This window comes from Streptomyces spororaveus, from assembly GCF_016755875.1.
Lineage (GTDB): Bacteria > Actinomycetota > Actinomycetes > Streptomycetales > Streptomycetaceae > Streptomyces > Streptomyces spororaveus.
In genome coordinates this window covers 5,642,793-5,662,581 of record NZ_BNED01000005.1, presented here as the reverse complement: position 1 = coordinate 5,662,581, position 19,789 = coordinate 5,642,793, and the positions used below count along the sequence as shown (strand labels likewise).

The 19,789-nt window shown below is 70.6% G+C and carries 15 protein-coding genes; 1 reads left to right on the top strand and 14 read right to left on the bottom strand.

Features of this window, described 5'->3' with window-relative positions:
* Window positions 1–131 precede the first annotated feature (131 nt).
* The 12 genes from Sspor_RS27950 to folC form a co-directional block, all read right to left on the bottom strand.
* Window positions 132–911 (bottom strand): TIGR03936 family radical SAM-associated protein, encoded by a 780-nt coding sequence (locus Sspor_RS27950; protein ID WP_202201582.1) that lies wholly within the window; start codon window positions 909–911, stop codon window positions 132–134.
* Between the two features lie 110 nt (window positions 912–1,021).
* A complete protein-coding gene (locus tag Sspor_RS27945) occupies window positions 1,022–2,050 on the bottom strand; it encodes a hypothetical protein (RefSeq protein ID WP_202201581.1) in 1,029 nt (342 codons plus the stop codon).
* A gap of 63 nt (window positions 2,051–2,113) precedes the next feature.
* A complete protein-coding gene (locus Sspor_RS27940; protein ID WP_202201580.1) occupies window positions 2,114–4,039 on the bottom strand; it encodes a TIGR03960 family B12-binding radical SAM protein in 1,926 nt (641 codons plus the stop codon).
* A gap of 73 nt (window positions 4,040–4,112) precedes the next feature.
* Complete coding sequence (locus tag Sspor_RS27935; protein WP_202201579.1) at window positions 4,113–5,633, bottom strand: CYTH and CHAD domain-containing protein; 1,521 nt, start codon at window positions 5,631–5,633, stop codon at window positions 4,113–4,115.
* A 49-nt stretch (window positions 5,634–5,682) separates the two neighbouring features.
* Window positions 5,683–6,882 carry a rod shape-determining protein RodA gene (gene rodA, locus Sspor_RS27930; RefSeq protein ID WP_202201578.1) on the bottom strand — a complete coding sequence of 400 codons (1,200 nt, stop codon included), beginning with the start codon at window positions 6,880–6,882 and terminating at the stop codon, window positions 5,683–5,685.
* Window positions 6,883–6,890: 8 nt separating this feature from the next.
* Window positions 6,891–9,068, bottom strand: coding sequence for a penicillin-binding protein 2 (mrdA, locus tag Sspor_RS27925; RefSeq protein WP_202201577.1), 2,178 nt, complete (start codon window positions 9,066–9,068; stop codon window positions 6,891–6,893).
* A gap of 13 nt (window positions 9,069–9,081) precedes the next feature.
* On the bottom strand, window positions 9,082–9,789 hold the full coding sequence (mreD, locus tag Sspor_RS27920; RefSeq protein ID WP_030715768.1) for a rod shape-determining protein MreD: 708 nt from the start codon (window positions 9,787–9,789) through the stop codon (window positions 9,082–9,084).
* A gap of 13 nt (window positions 9,790–9,802) precedes the next feature.
* On the bottom strand, window positions 9,803–10,750 hold the full coding sequence (gene mreC / locus Sspor_RS27915) for a rod shape-determining protein MreC (RefSeq protein ID WP_202201576.1): 948 nt from the start codon (window positions 10,748–10,750) through the stop codon (window positions 9,803–9,805).
* A 135-nt stretch (window positions 10,751–10,885) separates the two neighbouring features.
* Window positions 10,886–11,905: a rod shape-determining protein gene (locus tag Sspor_RS27910; protein ID WP_030008578.1), complete on the bottom strand. Its 1,020-nt coding sequence runs from the start codon at window positions 11,903–11,905 to the stop codon at window positions 10,886–10,888.
* Window positions 11,906–12,201: 296 nt separating this feature from the next.
* Complete coding sequence (gene ndk, locus Sspor_RS27905; protein ID WP_030008577.1) at window positions 12,202–12,612, bottom strand: nucleoside-diphosphate kinase; 411 nt, start codon at window positions 12,610–12,612, stop codon at window positions 12,202–12,204.
* Window positions 12,613–12,676: 64 nt separating this feature from the next.
* Window positions 12,677–13,045, bottom strand: coding sequence for a DUF4233 domain-containing protein (locus tag Sspor_RS27900; protein ID WP_202201575.1), 369 nt, complete (start codon window positions 13,043–13,045; stop codon window positions 12,677–12,679).
* Window positions 13,046–13,048: 3 nt separating this feature from the next.
* A complete protein-coding gene (folC, locus tag Sspor_RS27895) occupies window positions 13,049–14,587 on the bottom strand; it encodes a bifunctional tetrahydrofolate synthase/dihydrofolate synthase (RefSeq protein WP_373318836.1) in 1,539 nt (512 codons plus the stop codon).
* Between the two features lie 116 nt (window positions 14,588–14,703).
* Here folC and Sspor_RS27890 point away from each other — a divergent pair, with 116 nt between their 5' ends.
* Entirely contained in the window at window positions 14,704–15,753 is a 1,050-nt protein-coding gene (locus tag Sspor_RS27890; protein ID WP_202201574.1) for a rod shape-determining protein, read from the top strand.
* A gap of 12 nt (window positions 15,754–15,765) precedes the next feature.
* Here Sspor_RS27890 and Sspor_RS27885 read toward each other — a convergent pair whose 3' ends face one another.
* Complete coding sequence (locus tag Sspor_RS27885) at window positions 15,766–16,914, bottom strand: sensor histidine kinase (RefSeq protein WP_202201573.1); 1,149 nt, start codon at window positions 16,912–16,914, stop codon at window positions 15,766–15,768.
* 183 nt (window positions 16,915–17,097) lie between these two features.
* The gene (locus tag Sspor_RS27880) at window positions 17,098–19,719 is read right to left on the bottom strand and encodes a valine--tRNA ligase (protein WP_202201572.1); all 2,622 of its coding nucleotides are present in this window, start codon (window positions 19,717–19,719) and stop codon (window positions 17,098–17,100) included.
* Window positions 19,720–19,789: the final 70 nt, after the last annotated feature.

Genomic DNA, 19,789 nt, shown 5'->3' with positions numbered 1-19,789 from the left:
CACGGGAGCTGTAGTCCATGGCCGCCGGTTCCGTACGTGTTGTCCGTACGGCCTGGCGGAAGTCTTCAGGTCAGTGCGCGGCCCGACCCAGGTGGCTCCCGAGTGCCAGGGCTGCGCGACGACGGCGTTCCTTACGCGGCGGGACCTTCCGGCGCCTTCGCGTCGGCTGCTACGGCGGCCGTGGGTGGAGCGGCCGTGTCAGCCTCGCGGTCGGGCGCGAGCGGGTCGGTCACCGTGCCGGACTCCTCGTCGAAGAGCCCCTGCGCCAGCCTGGTCACCGCTGAGGGGACCGGCGGCGCCAGGTCGGCCACAGCTCGGAGACCGGACAGGACGTCGTCGGGTCGCACGGCAGGTGTCAGATGCCGAACAACCAGCCGCAGTATCGCACAGGCATTGTCCAGCGGCCTATCAGCCGGGGCGGGAAGGGCTTCCAGACTGACGACCGCGCCACGCGTGTCGAAGGTCCGCATTCCGTTCTTGGTCCGGCGCTGCACCTCCACGTTCTCCGCGGCGAGGAAGGCCGCCACGGCACGCTCGGCCTCGGCGAGCTCCACGCCGTCCAGGCGCAGCTCCCACACGGAGGCGGTCAGCCGGTCGGCGAGACCCGAGGTGCGGGCCTCGACGGCGTCGATGATGTCGAGCCCGGTAGGCATCGACTCGTCGAGGAGCTCACGCAGCTTCTCGGGGTCGCGGGGCTCGGCGAGGGCGATCTCCAGGTACTCGGCCTCGCTGCCGGTCCCGGTCGGGGCGGCGTTCGCGTACGAGACGCGCGGGTGCGGGGTGAAGCCGGCGGAGTACGCCATCGGCACCTCGGCGCGGCGCAGGGCCCGCTCGAAGGCGCGCTGGAAGTCACGGTGGCTGGTGAACCGGAGGCGGCCGCGCTTGGTGTAGCGCAGTCGGATGCGCTGCACCACCGGTGCGGGAGGCGGGCCTTCGGGCTGTCGCTTGCCCAGTGGTTCTTCTCCTTGTGCGGGGCTCCGCGGCTCGCGCGTCGCCCTGAGGTCTGTCGACCCGCTCCGGCTCACCCCTGCCGTCGGGGCAAGGAGATCTCGTCAGCGGGTGCCGCGTCGGCGGCTGTCGTACTACCCAGAGTACGCGCCCGTGACCTCGCCGGTTCCACGGGAGGAGTACCGAACAGTGCCTGTCGCACAGCGGCCCGTGCCTCCCGGACCGCGGCGCGGCCCGTGCGCCAGACCTCGCGGACGGCGTGGCCGACGGGCGTCAGCACGTACCGGTACACCCGGGAGGCGGGCCAGCCGACGAGTACCCAGCCGACCCACTTGACGCCGCGCCACAGGGCGCCGACGATCCGCCCGGCCACCCGCCAGGCCCAGAGGAGGACCCGCCCGGCGGGCGCGAGCACGTACCGGTACAGGCCGACGGCCAGCCACGCCAGGCCCAGCCCGACGGGCCGCAGCAGGTACCGGAACGCGGCGGCCGTCAGCCGTACGAGGCCGTGCCCGACCGGAGTGAGCACGTACCGGTACACCGCCACGGCCAGCCATGCGATCCCGCGGCCGACGGGCGCGAGCACCCAGCGCCACAGCGCGGCCCACGGCCAGACGAACAGCGTCATGCCGAGGGCCCACACGATCCACGTGACGCCCTTGGCGAGGGGCGCGAGCAGGTAGCGCATGCCACCCCGGCCGAGCCAGGCGAGCGCCGCCCAGAGCGGCCGCAGCACGTACGTGACCAGGATCCGCCCGGCCGGCGCGAGCAGGTGGTCGTACACGCCGCGGCACAGCCACGCCAGCCCCTGGCCGACCGGGGCGAGCACGTACCGCCACAGCCCGACCCACGGCCAGACGAAGACCAGCTTGAGCAGGGTGGCGAGCAGCCATCCCAGCGCACGCAACAGCGGCGCCAGGACATGGACGTACAGCGGCCCGAGCACGTGCCGGTGCGCGGCGCGGCCGAAGGCGGCCAGCAGTTCCCAGACCACTCGTACGGGCAGTACGACGAGTACGGCGACGATCTTCACGGGGATCCTGATGACGCCCACCAGGCACCCGTCGCCACCGTCGGCGGGAGGCCGTTTGTCCATGTCCATGCAGTGAAGGACACGGCGAAGGCCCCCACCCGTTGCGGGCGGGGGCCTCTCGTGACCCAAGGGTTACTTCACGACGGTCAGCGGAAGCAGCTTCTTGCCGGTCGGGCCGATCTGGATGTGCGTGTCGAGCTGAGGACACACGCCGCAGTCGAAGCACGGGGTCCAGCGGCAGTCGTCGACCTCGGTCTCGTCGAGGGCGTCCTGCCAGTCCTCCCAGAGCCAGTCCTTGTCGAGACCGGAGTCCAGGTGGTCCCAGGGCAGGACCTCCTCGTAGGTGCGCTCGCGGGTCGTGTACCAGGCCACGTCCACGCCGTAGGCGGGCAGCGTCTTCTCCGCCGCCTCCATCCAGCGGTCGTAGCTGAAGTGCTCGCGCCAGCCGTCGAAGCGGCCGCCCGACTCGTACACGGCGCGGATGACGTCGCCGATGCGGCGGTCGCCGCGGGAGAGGAGGCCCTCGACGATGCCCGGCTTGCCGTCGTGGTAGCGGAAGCCGATGGAGCGGCCGTACTTCTTGTCGCCGCGGATCTTGTCGCGGAGCTTGCCCAGGCGGGCGTCCGTCTCCTCGGCCGACAGCTGCGGCGCCCACTGGAACGGGGTGTGCGGCTTGGGCACGAATCCGCCGATGGACACCGTGCAGCGGATGTCGTTCTGGCCGGAGACCTCGCGTCCCTTGGCGATGACGTTGACCGCCATGTCGCCGATCTGGAGCACGTCCTCGTCGGTCTCGGTGGGCAGGCCGCACATGAAGTACAGCTTGACCTGGCGCCAGCCGTTGCCGTAGGCCGTGGAGACGGTCCGGATCAGGTCCTCTTCGGAGACCATCTTGTTGATGACCTTGCGCATGCGCTCGGAGCCGCCCTCGGGGGCGAAGGTCAGGCCGGAGCGGCGACCGTTGCGGGTCAGCTCGTTGGCGAGGTCGACGTTGAACGCGTCCACGCGGGTCGACGGCAGGGACAGGCCCACCTTGTCGTCCGTGTAGCGGTCCGCGAGGCCCTTGGCGATGTCGGCGATCTCCGTGTGGTCCGCCGAGGACAGGGAGAGGAGGCCGACCTCCTCGAAGCCCGTCGCCTTGAGGCCCTTCTCCACCATCTCGCCGATGCCGGTGATGCTTCGCTCCCGCACGGGGCGCGTGATCATGCCGGCCTGGCAGAAACGGCAGCCGCGGGTGCAGCCGCGGAAGATCTCCACGGACATGCGCTCGTGGACGGTCTCGGCGAGCGGGACCAGGGGCTGCTTGGGGTAGGGCCACTCGTCGAGGTCCATGACGGTGTGCTTGGACACGCGCCACGGCACGCCGGAGCGGTTGGGGACGACGCGGCCGATGCGGCCGTCCGGCAGGTACTCGACGTCGTAGAAGCCCGGCACGTAGACGTTGCCGGTCTTGGCGAGACGGAGGAGGACCTCTTCGCGTCCGCCCGGCCGGCCCTCGGCCTTCCAGGTGCGGATGATCTCGGTCATGTCGAGGACGGCCTGCTCGCCGTCGCCGATGACCGCGCAGTCGATGAACTCCGCGATCGGCTCGGGGTTGAAGGCCGCGTGGCCGCCCGCGAGGACGATCGGGTGGTCGACGGTGCGGTTGCGGGCCTCCAGCGGGATGCCCGCGAGGTCCAGCGCCGTGAGCATGTTGGTGTAGCCCAGCTCCGTGGAGAAGGACAGGCCGAACACGTCGAAGGCGGAGACCGGGCGGTGGCTGTCCACGGTGAACTGCGGCACGTTGTGCTCGCGCATCAGTTCTTCGAGGTCGGGCCACACGCTGTAGGTGCGCTCGGCGAGGACGCCCTCGCGCTCGTTGAGCACCTCGTACAGGATCATGACGCCCTGGTTGGGCAGCCCGACTTCGTATGCGTCCGGGTACATGAGGGCCCAGCGGACGTCGCAGCTCTCCCACGGCTTGACCGTGGAGTTGAGTTCACCGCCGACGTACTGGATGGGCTTCTGCACGTGCGGAAGCAGGGCCTCAAGCTGAGGGAAGACCGACTCGGTCATCACGCGACTTTCGTGAAGCGGGCAGGGGGCAGCTATCTAGCGTACCCCGATGGCTCAGCCGCCCCCACCCGCATGATCACTTCAGGGCCGTCCGCAGGGCGGGGGCCGAGACCTTCGCCCAGATGTCGGGGAGCTCCCGCTCGCGCCGCTCGGCCAGGGCCTCTTCGCGTCCGTAGAGCAGGCCCCAGGTGAAGGCGGGCTCTCCCGCGGCCGTCGCCTGGGCGGCGAGGCCGCGCAGGGCGTCGCGGGCGACCACGCTGTCCTGGTGGTCGCCGAGCAGGGTCTGGACCTTCTTCACGGCCTTGGCCAGGTGTTTCGCCGGTTTGCCGAGCTCGGGCACGGCCGACTCCGCCGCGTACCGGACGCGCTTGGCCGCCTTGCGGGCCTCGTGGAGGGCCAGGTCGCGTTCCCGGCCCTCGTCGAGGGCGAGCGCGCCGTCGATGCGGGTGGCGAGGCGTGCGTAGTCGCGGAGCACCGCCTTGGGGAGGACCTTCTCCGGGGACCTGGCGGCGCCGTCGAGCAGCGGGGGTGCGTCGAGCAGTGCGTCGAGGGTGTTGAGGAGGGTGACGTAGCGGTCGCTGTCGAGCGCGGCCAGGGCCTTGCGCCGCGATCCGGAGCGCCGGCTGGTGTTCCAGGTCCGCAGCCGGCTGCGGACCGGGCCGGTGAGGAGGGTGCGGGGCAGTTCGGCGAGGTGGGCCTGGAGCCGCTCCATCAGGACCTCCTGGTCTCGGTCGACGCCGAGTTCGGCGGCCAGCCAGCGCAGTTCCTCGCCGATGGGGTCGGTGACCTCGCGGTCCAGGACCTTGCGGTAGGTCTTGAAGGCGCTGCGCAGCCGGCGGGTGGCGACCCGCATCTGGTGGACGGAGTCGGGCAGGTTCCGTCGTACGGCCGGGTCCTGGGCGACGAGCGCGTCGCGCTGTTCGGTCAGGTACGCGAGCACGTGTGCGCCCGCGGTGCCCCCGGGTCCGCCGGCTCCGGGCCGGGCCGGGGGTTCGGCGTCGGTCTCGGCGAGGGCCCGGGCGAGTTTGGAGGGGGCGTCGGAGACCCGGAGCCCGGCTTTGCGGAAGGTCTCCTGCACGGCGTCGAGGAGTTCGGGGTCGACGCCGTCGGCGAGTTCCACCTCGACCTCGGTCCAGGCGGCGGTGGTGTCACCGCGTTCGGCGACGACGGCGTCGGTGCTCAGTTCCGCGAGCAGGGCGCCGGAGGCGTCGAGGAGGTGGCTGACCTTGCGTGAGGAGAGGAGCCTGACCTGCGGCCGGAGTCCGGCGTCGCGGACGCGGGAGCGGACGAGTGCGGCGAGGGAGGGCGGGACCGTGTCGCTGAGTGCGGCGCCGATCTCGTCGCGCACGCCCGGGGAGACGGGCAGTTTGAGGTGCCAGCCCTCGTCCGCGCCGCCCGTTCTGCGCCTGAGGGTGAGGCCGTCGGCGGCGAGCCTCTGGTCGGGGGTGTCGTAGTAGACGGCGTCGAGGTCGACGGTGCCCTGGTCGGAGACGGCCGCGATCGCGGCCGTGCCCGTCAGGTCCGGGACTCCGCGCCGGGCAGATTTGGCCTTGGAGAACTCGAATTTTCGCTCGATTTCGCGCTTGGTGTCCGCCATAGACCGAACTTAGTCCTGAACGGATCACGTCGGCAGGGTGAACAGCACATCAGGCTGACAATGGCCGCTGCACCTTGATCGACTGCAGTAGTCCGATCGCCACCCACACCGCGAACATCGACGAGCCTCCGTACGAGACGAACGGCAGCGGGAGCCCGGCCACCGGCATGATCCCGAGGGTCATGCCGATGTTCTCGAAGGACTGGAACGCGAACCAGGCGATGATCCCGGCGCAGACGATCGTCCCGTACAGCTCGGTGGTCTCCCGGGCGATCATGCAGGCCCGCCACAGGATGACGCCGAGCAGCAGCAGGATCAGCCCGGCCCCGACGAAGCCCAGCTCCTCCCCCGCCACCGTGAAGACGAAGTCGGTCTGCTGCTCGGGCACGAACTGGCCGGTGGTCTGCGAGCCGTGGAAGAGCCCGGAGCCGGTCAGTCCGCCGGAGCCGATGGCGATGCGCGCCTGGTTGGTGTTGTAGCCGACGCCGGCCGGGTCGAGCTCGGGGTTGGCGAAGGCCGCGAAGCGGTTGATCTGGTACTCGTCGAGGACGCCGAGCTGCCATATCAGGATGGCGCCGCTCGCGCCGGCGCCGAGCAGGCCCACCACCCAGCGGTTGGAGGCGCCGGAGGCCAGCAGCACGCCGAGCACGATGACGATCATGACCATCACGGAGCCGAGGTCGGGCATCAGCATGACGATGCCCATCGGCGCGGCCGCCAGGCAGAGCGCCTTGACGACCGTCCGGTGGTCCGGATGGGCGAGGTCGCCCGCGTCCACCCGGGTGGCCAGCAGCATCGCCATCACCAGGATGATCGTGATCTTCACGAACTCGGACGGCTGGAGGGAGAAGCCGCCGCCGATGACGATCCACGCGTGGGCGCCGTTGATGGTGGCGCCGAGCGGGGTGAGCACGGCGAGGATCAGCACGAGGGAGAGCCCGTAGAGGATCGGCACGGCGCCGCGCAGGGTGCGGTGGCCGAGCCAGATCGTGCCGATCATCAGCACGAGGCCGATGCCGGTGTTCAGGGCGTGCCGGGCCAGGAAGTAGTACGGGTCCCCCTGGTTCAGCGAGGTCCTGTTGCGGGTCGCCGACCACACCAGCATGGCGCCGAGGAAGGAGAGGGCGAGCGCGGAGAGGAGTATCGGCCAGTCGAGCCGGCGCACCACCGAGTCGCGGGCGGTGAGCTTGGCCATCGCCCCGCGCTCGGGCGCGTACCGGGAGACGGAGAACTTGTTGGCGGTCTGCATGTCTTTCCTCAGTCCTGGCGTGCCGCGGGCGGTGCGGGCGGGCCGGCGAGCGCCGGCGGCTCCAGCTCCTCCGGGGACGGCGGCACGTACGGCCGGATGTCCGGGGCGATGATGGTGCCGTCCGGGGCGATCCGGGGCAGCTTCGCCTCGGGCTTGATCAGCAGGGCCTTCTTCGGGTCCTGCTTGCCGGACATGGTGAGGCCGTAGATGGCGTTGTAGACGTTACGCACGGCGGGGCCGGAGGCGCCGGAGCCGGTGCCGCCCTGGGAGATCGTCATCACGATCGTGTAGTCCTCGGTGTACGTGGCGAACCACGAGGTGGTCTGCTTGCCGTAGACCTCGGCGGTGCCGGTCTTGGCGTGCATGGGGATCTGCTTCTGGGGCCAGCCGCCGAAGCGCCAGGCGGCGGTGCCGCGGGTGGCGACACCCTCCAGCGCGCCCTCCATCTTGTGCCTGGTCTCCTCGGTCATCGGCAGCCGGCCGTGGGCCTGCGGCTTGATCTCTTCGATCTTCTTGCCGTCGGCACTGATGATGGCCTTGCCGATGGTCGGGTTCCACAGGGTGCCGCCGTTGGAGATGGCCGCGTAGATGGTGGCCATCTGGATCGGGGTCACGAGGGTGTCGCCCTGGCCGATGGAGTAGTTGACGGCGTCACCGGCGCGCATGAGGTTGCCTTCGAGGCAGTTCTCGTAGGACAGCAGCTCGACGTAGGTGCCGCCCTTCTTGCCGGTCTTGCACCACATGTCCTTGTTGGCTTCCCAGAACGCCTGCTTCCAGCGGCGGTCGGGGACGCGGCCCTTCTCCTCGCCGGGCAGGTCCACGTGGGTCTCGGCGCCGAGGCCGAACTGGTGGGCGGTCTTGTAGAAGATCTCGGCCGGGTGCTTCTTCGGCTTGAGCCCGCCGTCCTTGATCCACTGCTGGTGGCCCAGGGCGTAGAACACGGTGTCGCAGGAGACTTCCAGGGCGCGGCCGAGGGTGATCGAGCCGTGGCCCTGGGACTCGAAGTTCTTGAAGACCTGGCCGCCGATGGCGTACGAGCTCGGGCAGGGGTACTCGCCGTCGAACTTGTAGCCCGCGTTGACCGCGGCCGCGGTCGGGATGACCTTGAAGATGGAGCCGGGGGCGGCCTGGCCCTGGATCGCCCGGTTCATCAGCGGGACGTTGGACTCCTTGGCGGTGAGCTTGGCGTAGTCCTTGGCGGAGATCCCGCCGACCCAGACGTTCGGGTCGAAGGTCGGGGCGGAGGCCATGGCCACCACGCGGCCGGTCTTGGACTCCAGGACCACGATGGCGCCCGCGTCGGCCTTGTAGGGGACGCCGGTGTTGCGGTCGATCTGCTTGCGCGCCTCGACCATGGCCGCGTTCAGCTCGTACTCGGCGACTCCCTGGACGCGCGCGTCGAGGCTGGTCACGAGGTGGGCGCCGGGGACCGTCGGGTCGTTCCTGGCCTCGCCCATCACGCGGCCGAGGTTGTCGACCTCGTAGCGGGTCACGCCCGATTTGCCCCGCAGTTCCTTGTCGTAGGTGCGCTCCAGGCCGAAGCGGCCGACCTGGTCCGAGCGCAGGAAGGGCGAGTTGGTGTCCTTCGCCTTGATGATCTCCTCGTCGGTGACCGGGGAGAGGTAGCCGAGCACCTGGCCCGTGTTGGCGCCGCCGGGCGCCGGGTAGCGGCGTACGGCGGCGGGCTCCGCGGTGATGCCCGGGAAGTCCTCGGGGCGTTCGCGGATCTGCAGGGCCTGCTGGGTGGTGGCCTCCAGCGTGACCGGGATCGGCTGGTAGGGGGAGCCGTTCCAGCAGGGCTGCGGGGTCTGGGAGTCGCAGAGGCGGACCTTGTCCACGGCGTCCTGCGGCTTCATGTCCAGGACGGCGGCGAGGCGGGTCAGGACGCCCTTGCCCCTGTCCTTCATCTTCATCAGCTCGGTGCGGCTGGCCGAGACGACGAGACGGGTCTCGTTGTCGGCCAGGGGGACGCCGCGGGCGTCGAGGATCGAGCCGCGCACGGCGGGCTGGACGACCTGCTGGACGTGGTTGCTCTTCGCCTCGTGGTAGTACTCGTCGCCGTTGCGGATCTGGAGGTACCAGAGCCGCCCGCCGAGGGTGAGCAGCATGGAGAAGACGAGCACCTGGATCATGACGAGCCTGATCTGCACCCGGGAGGTGCGGCCGGTCTCCGGAACGTTGGTCACGACTGCTCCTCCCTCACAGCTTTTTGACGCTCTTCACACCCTTGACCGGCTTGACCCCCTTTATGCGGACGGCTTTGTTGGCCCGCGAGCGCGCGGTCTTCAGGCGCAGTCCGCCGCGCTGGCTGCCGATGCGCAGGCCCGTACCGCCGGCCAGCCAGCCGGCGGAGACGTCGGCGGCCTTGTTGGCGGGGCCGCCGCCGGCCTCGACGGCCATCGGGTCGTTCTCGGCGCGCCGGGCCAGGGCCATGATGAACGGCACGGTGAACGGTGCGAGCAGCAGGTCGTAGAGGGTCGCGGTGAACAGCAGCCCGGTCAGGCCCACGTGGCGGGCGGCGGTGTCGCCGACGAGGGCGCCCACACCGGCGTAGAGCAGGGTGGAGCCGATCGCGGCGGCGACGACGGTGAGCATCGGGCCCCAGGCGGAACGGAACCGGCCGCCGTCGGGGCGGGTCAGACCGGCGACGTAGCCGATGACGCACAGGACGAGTGCGTACCGCCCGGCGGCGTGGTCGGCGGGCGGGGCCAGGTCGGCGAGGAGACCGGCGGCGAAGCCGATGAGCGCGCCGCTGACGTGCCCGTACACGAGTGCGAGCGAGACGACGGTGAGGAGCAGCAGGTCGGGCACGGCGCCGGGCAGTTGGAGCCGGCCCAGGACGGTGACCTGGATGACGAGGGCGACCACGACGAGGGTGGCCGAGAGCAGGATCCTGTTGAAGCGCATGACGGTCTGTCCCCTACTCGTCGGCCGGCTTGGCGGGCACTCCGGCCGTCCCCGACGGGGTCACGGTGACGGTGACCGTCGGGGTGGGCTTGGGAGCCTCGGGCTTGGGCGGCAGGACCGCGTCGCGGGGGTCCTCGCGTGGCGGCATCACGACGACGCCGACGATGTCCAGGCGCGAGAAGCCGACGAACGGACGCACCCAGACGGTGCGGGTCAGGTCGCCGCGCGAGGGGTCGACCTTGACCACCTCGCCGATCGGCACACCGGGCACGAAGGGCTTGTTGCCGCGCGAGCCGAAGGTGACGAGCCGGTCGCCGGGGCTGACCTTGGCCTTGCCGTTGAGCATCTGGACGGACAGGGCGCGGTCGCCCTGGCCGGTGGCGAAGCCCAGTTCGCCGGTCTTCTCCAGCCGGGTGCCGACGGTGAAGTCGGGGTCGTTGGCGAGGACGACGGTGGCCGTGTCGGGGCCGACGGTGCTGACCCGGCCGACGAGCCCGTCCCCGTTGAGGACGGTCATGTCGCGTTCGATGCCGTCCTTGCTGCCGGCGTCGATGGTGACGGTCCAGGAGAAGCCCTGGGCCGCTCCTATGGCGATGACCTCGGCGCCCTTGATGCCGTACTGTCCGGCGCCGGCCCGCTTGAGCATCTCGTCGAGCTCGTGGATGCGGCTGCGGGTCTGGTCCTCGCTGCCCAGCTTGGCCTTCAGTGCCGCGTTCTCGCGCTCCAGCGTGGCGATGCGGTTGTGTCGCTCGCCGGAGTCCCGTACCGCCCCTATGGCGTTGGCGACCGGATCGACCGCGGTCGCCACACCTTCCTCGACCGGGCCGAAGACCGCCGCGGCGGCCTGCCGGGCACCGTCGACCGGCGACTCCTCGCCTGCCCTGATGTCCACCGTGATCAACGCGAACGCGATGGCGATCAGAAGCACCAGGAGCAGCCGGCTTTCTCGTGTGTCCCTCACGTGCGGCGGCCGTGCCTTCCTCGTCGGATTTCTCTTTTGCCTGTATATCAACGATCCGCCGCACGGGCCCGGTAGCACCCGTACGGCGGATCCTTGTGTTCCGCATGGCCCCTCCCCGGCGGGGAGGGGCATCTGTCAGCGACGGGGCTGGGCGTCCAGGACCTGCTGGAGGGCCTCGAACTCCTCGACGCACTTGCCGGAGCCGAGCGCGACGGAGTCGAGCGGGTCCTCGGCGATGTGGATCGGCATGCCGGTCTCCCGGCGCAGCCGCTCGTCGAGTCCGCGCAGGAGCGCGCCGCCGCCGGTGAGGACGATGCCGCGGTCCATGATGTCGCCGGAGAGTTCCGGCGGGCACTTGTCGAGCGTGGTCTTGACCGCGTCGACGATGGAGTTGACCGGCTCCTCGATGGCCTTGCGCACCTCGGCGGCCGAGATGACGACCGTCTTGGGCAGGCCGGAGACCAGGTCGCGACCGCGGATCTCGGTGTGCTCGTCCTTGTCGAGGTCGTAGGCCGACCCGATGGTGATCTTGATCTGCTCGGCGGTGCGCTCACCGAGGAGGAGCGAGTACTCCTTCTTGATGTGCTGGATGATCGCGTTGTCGAGCTCGTCGCCGGCCACCCGGATGGACTGTGCCGTGACGATTCCGCCGAGGGAGATGACGGCGACCTCGGTGGTGCCGCCGCCGATGTCCACGACCATGTTGCCGGTGGCCTCGTGGACGGGCAGGCCCGAGCCGATGGCGGCGGCCATGGGCTCTTCGATGATGTGCACCTGGCGGGCGCCGGCCTGCGTGGACGCCTCGATGACGGCGCGTCGCTCCACTCCGGTGATGCCGGAGGGAACGCAGACCACCACGCGCGGGCGGGCCAGGTAGCGGCGCTTGTGAATCTTGAGGATGAAGTACCGGAGCATGCGCTCGGTGATCTCGAAGTCGGCGATCACGCCGTCCTTGAGGGGCCGTACGGCGACGATGTTCCCGGGCGTGCGCCCGATCATCTTCTTCGCCTCCGAGCCGACCGCCAGGATGCCGCCGGTGTTCGTGTTGATGGCGACCACGGACGGCTCGTTCAGGACGATCCCCCGGCCCCTCACGTACACCAGCGTGTTGGCGGTCCCGAGGTCGATCGCCATGTCACGGCCGATGAACGACATTTTGTTCCCCTTGTTCCCCATGAGGAGCGTCTGGCCTTCCAGTTGATAGCGGCTGCTGTCAGGTCGGCGAGGTGGGTGTGTGGGTGGAGGCCCCATCGTAGTGCCGCAAGTACGAAGACCGCGCGACGGGACTCCGGCAATCCCGCCGGAATGGATACCCGCCCCCTCAGTGGTGACGACGTGTCCTGCCCAGGCGTTCCCGCTTCTGCCCGGAAATACCGGAGGGCGACCGAAATTACTTCGGTCGCCCCAGGTCATGAGCGCTATTCGGCTGATGTTCCGTCAGGAAAGAGTGCTCAGAGCGCCGGGAAGAACAGCTTCAGCTCACGTTCGGCGGACTCCTCCGAGTCCGAGGCGTGGATCAGGTTCTCACGCGTGATCGTGCCGAAATCACCCCGGATGGAGCCCGGCGCCGCGGCGATCGGGTCAGTGGGTCCGGCCAGCTGGCGGACACCCTCGATCACGCGCTCGCCCTCGACCACCAGGGCGACGATCGGGCCGCTCGCCATGAAGCCCATGAGGGGCTCGTAGAACGGCTTGCCCTTGTGCTCGCCGTAGTGCGCCTCCAGGGTCTCCTGGTCCAGCGTACGCAGCTCCAGCGCGGGGATGGTCCAGCCGGCCTTCCGCTCGATGCGGCCGATGATCTCGCCGACCAGACCGCGACGGACGGCGTCGGGCTTGAGCAGGACGAGGGTGCGCTGGGTCATGTTGCGGCTCCTTGCGGCAAACGGGTGCGGTAGGGCGAATCTACAGGGCCGGTCCGGGGACCCGTCACGCAGCGTCAGGCGCCGCGGGTGCCCCCGGCGCCTCCTGAGCGGCCGCCCAGCGCGCCTTGATCGTGTCGATCTTGCGGCCGTAGTGCACGGAGCACCACCACAGCCCGGCGAACACCGCGCCGAGGAAGAACATCGTCGGCACGACGAACCCGCTCACGATCAGGCCGATCTGCAGGGCCCAGCCCAGCGGGACCGCCCCGGGACGCGACAGCATCCCGCACAGCAGCACCGACAGCAGCATGGTGACCCCGCACACCGTCCAGACCGTGGCCTGGGTCAGATCGGGGTCCTTCATCGCCACCAGCCCCGCGAAGCCGATCACGAAGAACTCGCCGATCAGCGTGCTCGCACACAGCGTGCGCATCCCTCAGCCCCTCTTCAGCAGCAGGCGGGCCTCGCCCACCGTGATCACGGAACCGGTCACCAGGACTCCGGCCCCTCCGTACTCGGCCTCTTCCTCCGCCAGGGTGATCGCCGCCTCCAGGGCGTCGTCCAGCCGCGGCTCCACCTGCACCCGCTCCGCGCCGAAGACCTCGACCGCGACGGCCGCCAGGTCGTCCGCGCCCATCGAGCGGTGGCTGGAGTTCTCCGTGACCACCACCTCCGCGAAGATCGGCTCGAAGGCCTCCAGCAGCCCGCGGACGTCCTTGTCCTCGCTCGCGGCCACCACCCCGACCAGCCGGCTGAAGCCGAACGACTCGGTGACCGCCTCCGCGGTGGCCGCCGCGCCCGCCGGGTTGTGCGCCGCGTCCAGGACCACCGTCGGGCTGCGCCGCACGACCTCCATACGGCCCGGCGAGGACACCGAGGCGAAGGCCTTCCGTACGGTGTCCACGTCCAGGACCCGGGCGTGCTCCTGGCCGATCCCGAAGAAGGCCTCGACGGCGGCCAGGGCCACCGCCGCGTTGTGCGCCATGTGCGCGCCGTACAGCGGCAGGAAGATGCCGTCGTACTCGCCGCCCACACCGCGCAGCGTCAGCTGCTGGCCGCCGACCGCGACCTCGCGCGAGACGACGCCGAACTCCATGCCCTCGCGGGCCACCGTGGCGTCCACCTCGACGGCCTTCTTCAGCAGCACCTGCGCCGCGTCCACCGGCTGCTGGGCCAGGATCACGGTCGCGTCCTGCTTGACGATGCCGCCCTTCTCCACGGCGATCTCGCCGGGCGTGGAGCCGAGCCGGTCGGTGTGGTCCAGGCTGATCGGGGTGACCACCGCGACGGACGCGTCGATGACGTTGGTCGCGTCCCAGCTGCCGCCCATGCCGACCTCGACCACGGCCACGTCCACCGGGGCGTCCGCGAAGGCCGCGTAGGCCATCCCGGTGAGCACCTCGAAGAAGGACAGCCGGAACTCCTCGGCGGCGTCGACCATCTCCACGTACGGCTTGATGTCGTGGTACGTCTCGACGAACCGCTCGGCCTCGATCGGCGCCCCGTCCAGGCTGATCCGCTCGGTGATCGACTGCACGTGCGGGCTGGTGTAGCGGCCGGTGCGCAGCTCGAAGGCGTTCAGCAGGGCCTCGATCATGCGGGCCGTGCTCGTCTTGCCGTTGGTGCCGGTGACGTGGATGGACGGGTACGCGCGCTGCGGCTCGCCCAGCACGTCCATCAGCGCCGCGATCCGCGACACCGAGGGCTCCAGCTTGGTCTCGCCCCAGCGGGTGGCGAGCTCCTGCTCCACCTCCAGCAGCGCCTTGGCGACCTCCGGGTCGAGGGGCAGGGCGGGTACCGGGTCGCCCTGGGGCGGGCCGGCCTGGGCGCGCAGGGTGCGGCTGCCGGCCTCGATCACCGCCAGGTCGGGGTCGCGGTCGGACTCTTCCGCCACGATCTGGTCGAACTCGTCGAAGGTGGCGGCGAGGTCGTCGTTGTCGTCGCGGTCGTGGCTCTCGGGCTGCTGGTCACTCACAGGGCCAGTCTACGGACGGGGACCCGGAGGACTTTCGGCCCGGCCGTTTCGGGACCTCCGGCGCCCGGCGCGACGTGATCGTCGTGCAAGCCTTGCGGCAGCAGATAGGGGAACAAATGCCGCAGGCCAGCAGCGACAAGACAGCGTCCAGCCGCGACATAGGGATGGACCTGGGTACCGCGAACACCCTCGTCTACGCCCGGGGGCACGGGATCGTCCTCGATGAGCCGTCCGTGGTCGCCGTGAAGGCGGGCACCACCACGGCCCTGGCCGTCGGTACGGAGGCCAAGGAGACCATCGGCCGCACTCCCGGCTCCATCACCGCGATCCGCCCTCTGCGGGGCGGTGTGATCTGCGACTACGAGGCCGCGGAGGAGATGATCCGGCACTTCGTCCGCAAGGCCGTCCCGGGCCGGCGGCCCCGGACCCGGATGGTGATCTGCGTGCCCTCGGGTGTCACCCCGGTCGAGCGGCGGGCCATCGTCCAGGCCTCCACACGGGCCGGGGCCCGGGTCGTCCACCTCGTCGAGGAGCCGATGGCCGCGGCGATCGGCGCCGGACTGCCGGTGGGCGAAGCCCGCGGCTCCATGGTCGTGGACATCGGCGGGGGCACCTCCGAGGTCGCCGTCATCTCGCTCGGCGGCATCGTCACGTCCCAGTCGCTGCGTGTCGGCGGGGACCGGCTCGACGCGGCCGTCATGGAGTACGTACGCAAGGAGCACGGGCTGCTGATCGGCGAGCGCACCGCCGAGGACGTCAAGGTGGGCATCGGCTCGGCCTGGCCGGTCCCGGACCGGCCGGAACTGGAGACGCGCACCTTCACCGTGCGCGGCCGCGAGAGGGTCGGCGGCATGCCGAAGACGCTCGTGCTGGGCGCCGGGGACGTACGGGCCGCACTCGACGAGCCGGTGGAGGCGATCATCGGGGCGGTCCGCGGCACGCTGGAGGAGTGCCCGCCGGAGCTGTCCGGTGACGTGATGGAGCACGGCATCGTGCTGACCGGCGGGGGCGCGCTGCTGCCCGGCCTGGACCTGCGGATGGCCTCGGCGACGGGCATCCCGGTCTTCGTCGCGGACAACCCGCTGGAGTGCGTGGCGCTGGGCTCCGGCCGGTGCGTGGAGGACCTGGACGCCCTCGGCGGCCTCCTGGCCCCGGCGAAAGCCTGAGGCCGCCGCGGCTCAGCCGCGCGGGAGGGTGGCGACGACCTCGTAGGAGGTCCGCGTGCGCGTGGCCGTCAGGGTGCCCCCCAGGCTGCGTACGCGCTCGGACATGCTCGCCGTGCCCGAGCCCGCCGAGACGGGGGCGCGGCCCGGGGTCCGGGCCGGCAGTGCGTTGCTGACCGCTATCCGCAGCCGCGGGCCGTCCGTCGTGATCGCCACGTCGATGGTCTCCCCGTGCGCGTGCTTGGCGGCATTGGTCAGGCACTCCTGCACCACCCGGTAGACCGCCGCCTGCCGCAGCGGGGAGAGCCCGTGCGCGTCCTGGTCCATGGTGAGCCGGACGGGTGATCCGGCCCGCCCGCTCTCCTCGGCGAGCGCCGCCAGCCCCTCCACGCCCGGGGTCGAGGCCCGTTCCCCGCGCTGCACGATGATCTCGTTGAGCACCAGGTGGGCCCGCCGTGCGGTGTCGGCCAGCTCCTCGAAGTCCGGCCCGTACGACGTCTCGCGCGCCCGCATCGACAGCACCTCGGAGCGGACGGTGAGCAGGGTCAGCTCGCGCCCTACGAAGTCGTGGACGTCGCGGGCCACGGAGGTGCGCTCCTGCTGGACGGCGTGGAGCACGGCGGACTCGGCCCGCCGGGCGGTCAGCTCCGCCACCAGGTCGTGCCGGTAGGCGGCGATGCCCACCGCCGATGCCAGCACCCCGATGGGCACGACCACGCTGAGGAAGCCGCTGAGGGTCTCCCCCCGGGGCGCGGGCCAGTCCGGCATGCAGAACATCACCAGCGCGAAGCCGAGGTACCCGAGGGTGGCGAGGATTCCGGCCCGGCGCCCCCGGTAGCGGCCGACCGAGTAGAGGGCGAACTGGATCAGGGTGAACTCGTGCAGCCACCCGATGAAGAGCAGCGCGGCCAGGTACGAGATCCAGGGCTGCCGGCGGCGCACCAGCAGGGTGGCGCAGCCCAGGGTGAGGACGACGGCGGCGGCGGGCCCGGTCAGCGAGTTGTCGGCGGCGGCGAGACCCGGAAGGTCGAGGGCCATCAGACCGAGGCAGCCGAGCGCGGTGAGGACGTCCACGGCCCGCGGCGACCCGGCCCAGCTCTCGGTGAGCCGGCGGCCGGAAGCCACCAGCCGGTCGAAGGCCGGGACGGCGGGCTTGACGCGCATGCCCTCCATCATCCGTGGTCAGCGCTTCGGTTCGGATCGCCCGGAACCGAAAAACGAGTGATTTAGGGCACTTCGGACAGTCGTCCGGTGTGACGGGGACGCCCCCAGGGGAAGGGATACGGCGAAGGCCCCCGCATCGACCGACGGTGCGGGGGCCTTCACCTGTGCGTACGTACCGGGGTACTAGGCGGCCGGCAGGCCGTCCAGCTGCGCCTGGAGCCGGGCGATGTCCGCCTCGGCCTTGGCGAGCCGGCCCTTGATCTTGTCCACGACGTTGTCCGGGGCCTTGGCGATGAACGCCTCGTTCCCCAGCTTCGCCTCGGCCTGCTGCTTCTCCTTCTCCGCGGCGCCCAGGTCCTTCGTCAGGCGCTTGCGCTCGGCCGCCACGTCGATGGTGCCCGACAGGTCGAGCGCGACGGTGCCGCCGGCGACCGGGAGGGTCGCGGTGGCGCTGAAGGAGTCGCCCTCCGGCTGGAGGCGCAGCAGCTGGCGGATGGCCGCCTCGTGGGCGCCCAGCCCGGTGGCGCCCAGCTCCAGACGCGCCGGAACCTTCTGGCCGTCCTGCAGACCCTGCTCCTTGCGGAAGCGGCGGACCTCGGTGATCACCGACTGGACGGAGGCGATCTCCGCCTCGGCGGCCTCGTCGCGGAAGCCGCTGTCCGTCGGCCAGTCGGCGATGACGAGGGACTCGCCGCCGGTCAGCGTGGTCCACAGCGTCTCGGTGACGAAGGGGACGACCGGGTGCAGCAGCCGCAGCATGACGTCGACGACCTCGCCGAGGACCCGGCCGGAGACCTTGGCCTGCTCGCCGCCCGCGAAGAAGGTCGTCTTCGACAGCTCGACGTACCAGTCGAAGACCTCGTCCCACGCGAAGTGGTAGAGCGCCTCGCTGAGCTTCGAGAACTGGTAGTCCTCGTAGTACGCGTCGACCTGCGCGACCGTCTCGTTCAGCCGGGACAGGATCCAGCGGTCGGTGGCCGACAGCCGCTCGACGGGCGGCAGCTCCCCCTCGATCGTGGCGCCGTTCATCATCGCGAAACGCGTGGCGTTCCAGATCTTGTTGGCGAACTTGCTGGACGCCTGGACCCAGTCCTCGCCGATCGGGACGTCGATACCCGGGTTGGCGCCGCGGGCCAGGGTGAAGCGGACCGCGTCGGACCCGTACTTGTCCATCCAGTCCAGCGGGTTGACCACGTTGCCGAAGGACTTCGACATCTTCTTGCCGCGCTCGTCGCGGACCATGCCGTGCAGGGCGATGGTGTGGAACGGCGGGGTGCCGTCCATCGCGTACAGGCCGAACATCATCATCCGGGCGACCCAGAAGAAGAGGATGTCGTAGCCGGTGACCAGGACGGCGTTCGGGTAGAACTTCGCCAGGCTGTCGGTCTGCTGCGGCCAGCCGAGCGTGGAGAACGGCCACAGGCCCGAGGAGAACCAGGTGTCCAGGACGTCGGTGTCCTGGGTCCAGCCCTCGCCGGCGGGCGGCTGCTCGTCCGGTCCGACGCAGACGACCTCACCGTTCGGGCCGTACCAGACCGGGATGCGGTGCCCCCACCACAGCTGGCGCGAGATGCACCAGTCGTGGAGGTTGTCGACCCAGTCGAAGTACCGCTTCTCCATCTCCTGCGGGTGGATCTTGACCTCGCCGTTGCGGACCGCGTCACCGGCGGCCTTGGCGAGCGGGCCGACCTTGACCCACCACTGCATCGACAGACGCGGCTCGATGGTGGTCTTGCAGCGCGAGCAGTGGCCGACGGAGTGCGTGTACGGGCGCTTCTCGGCGACGATCCGGCCCTCGGCGCGCAGCGCGCCGACGATGGCGGAGCGGGCCTCCAGCCGGTCCAGGCCCTGGAAGGGGCCGTGGGCGGTGATGATCGCGTGCTCGTCCATGACGGCGAGGTTCGGCAGGTTGTGGCGCTGGCCGATCTCGAAGTCGTTCGGGTCGTGCGCCGGGGTCACCTTGACGGCGCCGGTGCCGAACTCCGGGTCGACGTGCTCGTCCGCGACGACCGGGATGCGGCGGCCGGTGAGCGGCAGCTCGATCTCGGTGCCGACGAGGTGCTTGTAGCGCTCGTCCTCGGGGTGGACGGCGACGGCCGTGTCACCCAGCATCGTCTCGGCGCGGGTGGTCGCGACGACGATGGACGCGTCGCCCTCGCCGTAGCGGATCGAGACGAGCTCGCCCTCGTCGTCCTGGTACTCGACCTCGATGTCGGAGATCGCGGTCAGGCAGCGGGGGCACCAGTTGATGATGCGCTCGGCGCGGTAGATCAGCTCGTCGTCGTAGAGCTTCTTGAAGATGGTCTGAACGGCCTCGGAGAGGCCCTCGTCCATGGTGAAACGCTCACGGGACCAGTCGACGCCGTCGCCGAGGCGGCGCATCTGGCCGGAGATCTGACCGCCGGACTCGCCCTTCCACTGCCAGACGCGCTCGACGAAGGCCTCCCGGCCGAGGTCGTGGCGGGACTTGCCCTCCTTGGCGAGCTCGCGCTCGACGACGTTCTGGGTGGCGATGCCGGCGTGGTCCATGCCGGGCTGCCACAGCGTCTCGTAGCCCTGCATGCGCTTGCGGCGGGTGAGGGCGTCGATCAGCGTGTGCTCGAAGGCGTGGCCCAGGTGCAGGCTGCCGGTGACGTTGGGCGGCGGAATGACGATCGCGTACGGAGGCTTCTCGCTCTTGGCGTCCGCCTCGAAGTAACCGCGCTCTACCCAGCGCTCGTAGAGCTTCCCTTCTACCTCGGCCGGCGCGTACGTGGTCGGCAGTTCGGAGTCGGGGCTGCTGGGTGTCTGCGTGTTCTCGGTCACGGGGCACAGTTTAGAGCGGTAACAGTCCAGTCATGAAACCGGTATTCCAGGGGCCCGGCGCCCTGCCCGC

Coding starts and splice junctions, on each gene's coding strand:
- Sspor_RS27945 (WP_202201581.1), bottom strand. CDS start 2,050: ATGGACATGGACAAACGGCCTCCCGCCGACGGTGGCGACGGGTGCCTG.
- Sspor_RS27935 (WP_202201579.1), bottom strand. CDS start 5,633: ATGGCGGACACCAAGCGCGAAATCGAGCGAAAATTCGAGTTCTCCAAG.
- rodA (WP_202201578.1), bottom strand. CDS start 6,882: ATGCAGACCGCCAACAAGTTCTCCGTCTCCCGGTACGCGCCCGAGCGC.
- mreD (WP_030715768.1), bottom strand. CDS start 9,789: ATGCGCTTCAACAGGATCCTGCTCTCGGCCACCCTCGTCGTGGTCGCC.
- Sspor_RS27910 (WP_030008578.1), bottom strand. CDS start 11,905: ATGTCGTTCATCGGCCGTGACATGGCGATCGACCTCGGGACCGCCAAC.
- ndk (WP_030008577.1), bottom strand. CDS start 12,612: ATGACCCAGCGCACCCTCGTCCTGCTCAAGCCCGACGCCGTCCGTCGC.
- Sspor_RS27900 (WP_202201575.1), bottom strand. CDS start 13,045: ATGCGCACGCTGTGTGCGAGCACGCTGATCGGCGAGTTCTTCGTGATC.
- Sspor_RS27890 (WP_202201574.1), top strand. CDS start 14,704: ATGCCGCAGGCCAGCAGCGACAAGACAGCGTCCAGCCGCGACATAGGG.
- Sspor_RS27885 (WP_202201573.1), bottom strand. CDS start 16,914: ATGCGCGTCAAGCCCGCCGTCCCGGCCTTCGACCGGCTGGTGGCTTCC.